Raw genomic sequence first — 4,219 nt, forward strand, 5'->3', positions numbered from 1 at the left:
GCGCCACCGTCTCCAGCGCAGCGATGTCACCGCCTCCGATCAGGGGCATGTGAGCGGTCAGCCGCGCGTCCGGATCCGGTCCGATCAGGGTCGTCGGCATAGCTGTCTCCCCTCCCCCGCGCCTGCGGGACGCTGTTTGCGGCCGGTCCAGGCCCCGTCCCGGCGTTCGAGGCCGGGGACGGCGCGTCGAGGCGCTTGAATTCGCCGCGCGCCGGGGGTAAGTCACGGCTCAACATTTTCGGTGCAGTCGATAGGCTGCTTGCGGGAGTGGGCCCCCCGGGGTCCGCTCTTTTTTATTTCCGCGAGCGCCTCCTGAACCGGAATTGCCAAGCTTAACCCCCGATCGAGACCTTCGGAAAACGACAGCATGGCGGAGCCCACCGAGAAGCGTCTTGTCAGCGAGACCGGCGTCGCCGCGCGCGTCGCCCAGATCGTCGAGGGACCGATCGAGGGTCTCGGCTTCCGCCTCGTGCGGGTGAAAATCTCGAACACCAACGGCTGCACCGTGCAGATCATGGCCGAGCGGCCCGACGGCACGATGGGCGTCGACGAGTGCGAGACCGTGAGCCGCGCGATCTCGCCGATCCTCGATCTGGAGGATCCGGTCGGCGGCGCCTACTACCTCGAAATCTCCTCGCCCGGCATCGACCGGCCGCTGGTGCGCGTCTCCGATTTCGAGCGCTGGGCCGGCTACGAGGCGAAGGTGGAACTCGCCGTGCCGATGGACGGGCGCAAGCGCTTCCGCGGCATTCTCGGCGTGCCGAGCCCGGACGGCGCCACGGTGCCGATCGACCTGCCCGACGTGAAGCCCGGCCTGCCGAGCCGCATCGAGCTGCCGCTGCGCGATCTCGGCGAGGCGCATCTCGTCCTCACCGACGACCTGATTCGCGAGTCGCTCCGCCGCGGATCCGCCCCGCCGCAGGACGGTGAGGAGGTGGACGACGAGGAGGGCGAGGCGCCGGAGGACGAGACGCCGCAGATCCGCTTCATCCCGCAGCCGAAGCGGCCCAAGCCCAAGGCGGACAAGAAGTCCGACAAGCCGGTTAAGGCGAAGAAGCCCAAGCCCGGCGGCGGCATCGTCACCAAGGCCGCCCGCCTCAAGAACCGCGACACGCTCCACTGATTTTTTCGCGTTTTCCCGTCCCGAGGGACGGATGCACGACCTGAAGGAAGGACCAGGAACCATGGCCGTCGTCAGCGCCAACCGGCTCGAACTCCTGCAGATCGCCGACGCGGTGGCCCGCGAGAAGGTGATCGACCGCCAGATCGTCATCGAGGCGATGGAGGAGGCGATCGCCAAGGCCGCCCGCTCCCGCTACGGCGCCGAGACCGACGTCCACGCCGAGATCGATCCGAAGAGCGGGGCGCTGCGCCTGTCGCGCCACCTTCTCGTGGTCGATCAGGTCGAGAACGACGCCCGCGAGATCACCCTCGATCAGGCCCGCCGCTACAACCCCGGCGCGCTCGTCGGCGATGTGATCTCCGACACCCTGCCGCCCTTCGATTTCGGCCGCGTCGCCGCGCAATCGGCCAAGCAGGTCATCGTCCAGAAGGTGCGCGACGCCGAGCGCGCCCGCCAGTACGACGAGTACAAAGACCGCATCGGCGAGATCCTCAACGGCGTGGTCAAGCGCGTCGAGTACGGCAACGTCATCGTCGATCTCGGCCGCGGCGAGGGCATCGTGCGCCGCGACGAGATGATCCCGCGCGAGACCTTCCGCCCCGGCGACCGCATCCGCGCCTACCTGTTCGACGTGCGCTCCGAGGTGCGCGGACCGCAGATCTTCCTCTCGCGCTCGCACCCGCAATTCATGGCAAAACTCTTCGGCCAGGAAGTGCCGGAGATCTACGACGGCATCGTCGAGGTGAAGGCGGTGGCCCGCGATCCGGGCTCGCGCGCCAAGATCGCGGTGATCTCCCGCGATTCCTCGATCGATCCGGTCGGCGCCTGCGTCGGCATGCGCGGCTCCCGCGTCCAGGCGGTTGTCGGCGAGTTGCAGGGCGAGAAGATCGACATCATCCCGTGGTCGCAGGACCAGGCGACCTTCATCGTCAACGCGCTGCAGCCGGCCGAGGTCGTGAAGGTGGTGCTCGACGAGGAGGCCGACCGCATCGAGGTGGTCGTGCCCGACGACCAGCTCTCCCTCGCCATCGGCCGCCGCGGCCAGAACGTGCGTCTGGCCTCGCAGCTCACCGGCTGGGACATCGACATCCTGACCGAGGCCGAGGAGTCGGAGCGCCGCCAGAAGGAGTTCGCCGAGCGGACTCAGGTCTTCATGGAGGCGCTCGACGTGGACGAGACCGTCGGCCAGCTCCTCGCGGCGGAAGGGTTCCGCAACGTCGAGGAGATCGCCTACGTCGACGTGGCGGAGCTCTCCAACATCCAGGGGCTGGACGAGGAGACCGGTGCCGAGATCCAGGCCCGCGCCCAGGACTACCTCGCCCGCATCGAGCAGGAGCAGGACGACCGCCGCCGCGAGCTCGGCGTCGAGGACGAGCTACGCGAGATCGACGGCATCACCACCGCAATGATGGTGGCGCTCGGCGAGAACGAGGTGAAGACCGTCGAGGATCTCGCCGGCTGCGCCACCGACGACCTCGTCGGCTACACCGAGGGCCGCGGCCCCGAGGCCGTGCGCCATGCCGGCTACCTCGACGGCTTCGAGCTGTCCCGGGCCGAGGCCGAGGCGCTGATCATGGCCGCCCGCCTGAAGGCCGGCTGGATCGACGCGCTGCCCGAGCCGGAGGGCGAGGCCGCCGAAGGTGAAGCGGCCGAGGGTGAGGCGACCGAGGAGGCTGCGGCCGAGCCGCAGCAGGCCTGAGCGGACAGCAACGCGGGACGGTGCAGGACGTGATCGCCCGAGGCGAGACAGTCGAAGAGGCGGCCGGGACCGGCCCGGACCTCGACCGCGGCCCCGGCCGCGGCCGGGAGCCCGTGCGCACCTGCATCGTCACCCGGACCGCGCAATCGCCCTCGGGCATGATCCGCTTCGTGCTCGGGCCGGACGGCGCGGTGGTGCCGGACCTGCGCGCCCGACTGCCGGGCCGCGGTGCCTGGGTGACGGCCACGCGCGCCACGGTCGCGGCGGCGGTGAAGCGCCGCGCCTTCCACCGCGCCTTCAAGACCGCCGAGGTGAAGGCCGCGCCCGATCTCGCCGATCAGGTGGCGGAGGGCCTGCGCACGGACCTGCGCCAGGCCCTGGCTCTCGCCAACAAGGCCGGCTGCGTGGTGACCGGGTTCGGAAAGGTCGAGTCCGCGATCCTCGGCGCAGAGGGTGTCGCGGCCCTGCTTCACGCCAGCGATGCCGCCCCGGACGGACGGCGCAAGCTCGCCGCCGCCTTGCGGCGCCGCTACGGCGATGCCATATCGGTTATTCCCGTTGTCGATGACCTGTCCAACGCCGAATTGGACATGGCATTGGGTCGGGATCATGTGATACACGCTGCCCTCATCGCGGGAGCCGGCACAACCGGCTATCTCGCGCGTTGGCGTCGGTTCCGCACCTTCGAGGGTATGGCGTCGGCGTCCGAGGAGGACGCCCCGCTCACCGCTGGCGCGACCGCCTCTGATTCGCACGACGACGACATGAAATGACAATCGGCCGGGCATGCCCGCCGCCGGTCGATGGGACGATGGAAGCCCTCAGGGTTCAGACTGAATGAGCGATACGAACAATCCGGGTGACAAGACGCAGACCAGAGCTCCCGCGAAGCCGCTGACGCTGAAGCGCCCGGTCGAGCAGGGAACGGTCCGTCAGAGCTTCTCCCACGGGCGGTCGAAATCCGTCGTGGTCGAGACGGTGAAGCGGCGCACGATCGGCGCCGCCCCCGGAACGGTCGCGCCCCGTGAGCCCGCTGCCCCGCCGCCGCGCCCCGCTTCCGTGGCCCCCGCGCCCGCCGCGCCGGCGCGTCCGACCGGCCGCAGCGCTTCCGGCGTCGTTCTGCGCACCTTGAGCGAGCAGGAGCGGGATGCCCGCGCCGCCGCCCTGGCTGACGCGCAGCGCCGCGAGGCTGACGCCCGCGCCCGGGCCGAGGCCGAGGTGAAGGCTCGCCGTGACCGCGAGGACGCCGAGCGCCGCGAGCGCGAGGCCGCCGAGGCGCGTCGCCGCGAGGAGGAGGAGCGCCGCCGTCAGGAGGACGAACTCCGCCGCAAGGCCGCCGAGGATTCCCGCCGCCGGGCCGAGGAGGAAGCGGCCCGCGCCGCCGCCGCGCCGGCGGC

General features: G+C 70.7%; 4 protein-coding genes. All 4 read left to right on the forward strand.

From position 1 onward, the window contains the following. The first annotated feature begins 367 nt into the window (after positions 1-367). Positions 368-1,123, forward strand: a complete 756-nt coding sequence (gene rimP, locus MFF42_RS25360; RefSeq protein ID WP_238258741.1) for a ribosome maturation factor RimP — start codon at positions 368-370, stop codon at positions 1,121-1,123. Between the two features lie 61 nt (positions 1,124-1,184). Beyond that, on the forward strand, positions 1,185-2,822 hold the full coding sequence (gene nusA, locus MFF42_RS25365) for a transcription termination factor NusA (protein ID WP_238258742.1): 1,638 nt from the start codon (positions 1,185-1,187) through the stop codon (positions 2,820-2,822). Positions 2,823-2,851: 29 nt separating this feature from the next. Then, entirely contained in the window at positions 2,852-3,595 is a 744-nt protein-coding gene (locus MFF42_RS25370; protein WP_238258744.1) for an RNA-binding protein, read from the forward strand. 64 nt (positions 3,596-3,659) lie between these two features. Beyond that, positions 3,660-4,219: translation initiation factor IF-2 associated domain-containing protein (locus MFF42_RS25375; RefSeq protein ID WP_238258743.1), on the forward strand; the 560-nt coding region annotated here is incomplete at its 3' end.

The organism is Methylorubrum podarium (assembly GCF_022179745.1).
GTDB lineage: Bacteria > Pseudomonadota > Alphaproteobacteria > Rhizobiales > Beijerinckiaceae > Methylobacterium > Methylobacterium podarium.

Excerpts from the sequence above, each read along its gene's own strand:
- rimP (WP_238258741.1), top strand. The coding sequence starts at position 368 with ATGGCGGAGCCCACCGAGAAGCGTCTTGTCAGCGAGACCGGCGTCGCC.
- nusA (WP_238258742.1), top strand. The coding sequence starts at position 1,185 with ATGGCCGTCGTCAGCGCCAACCGGCTCGAACTCCTGCAGATCGCCGAC.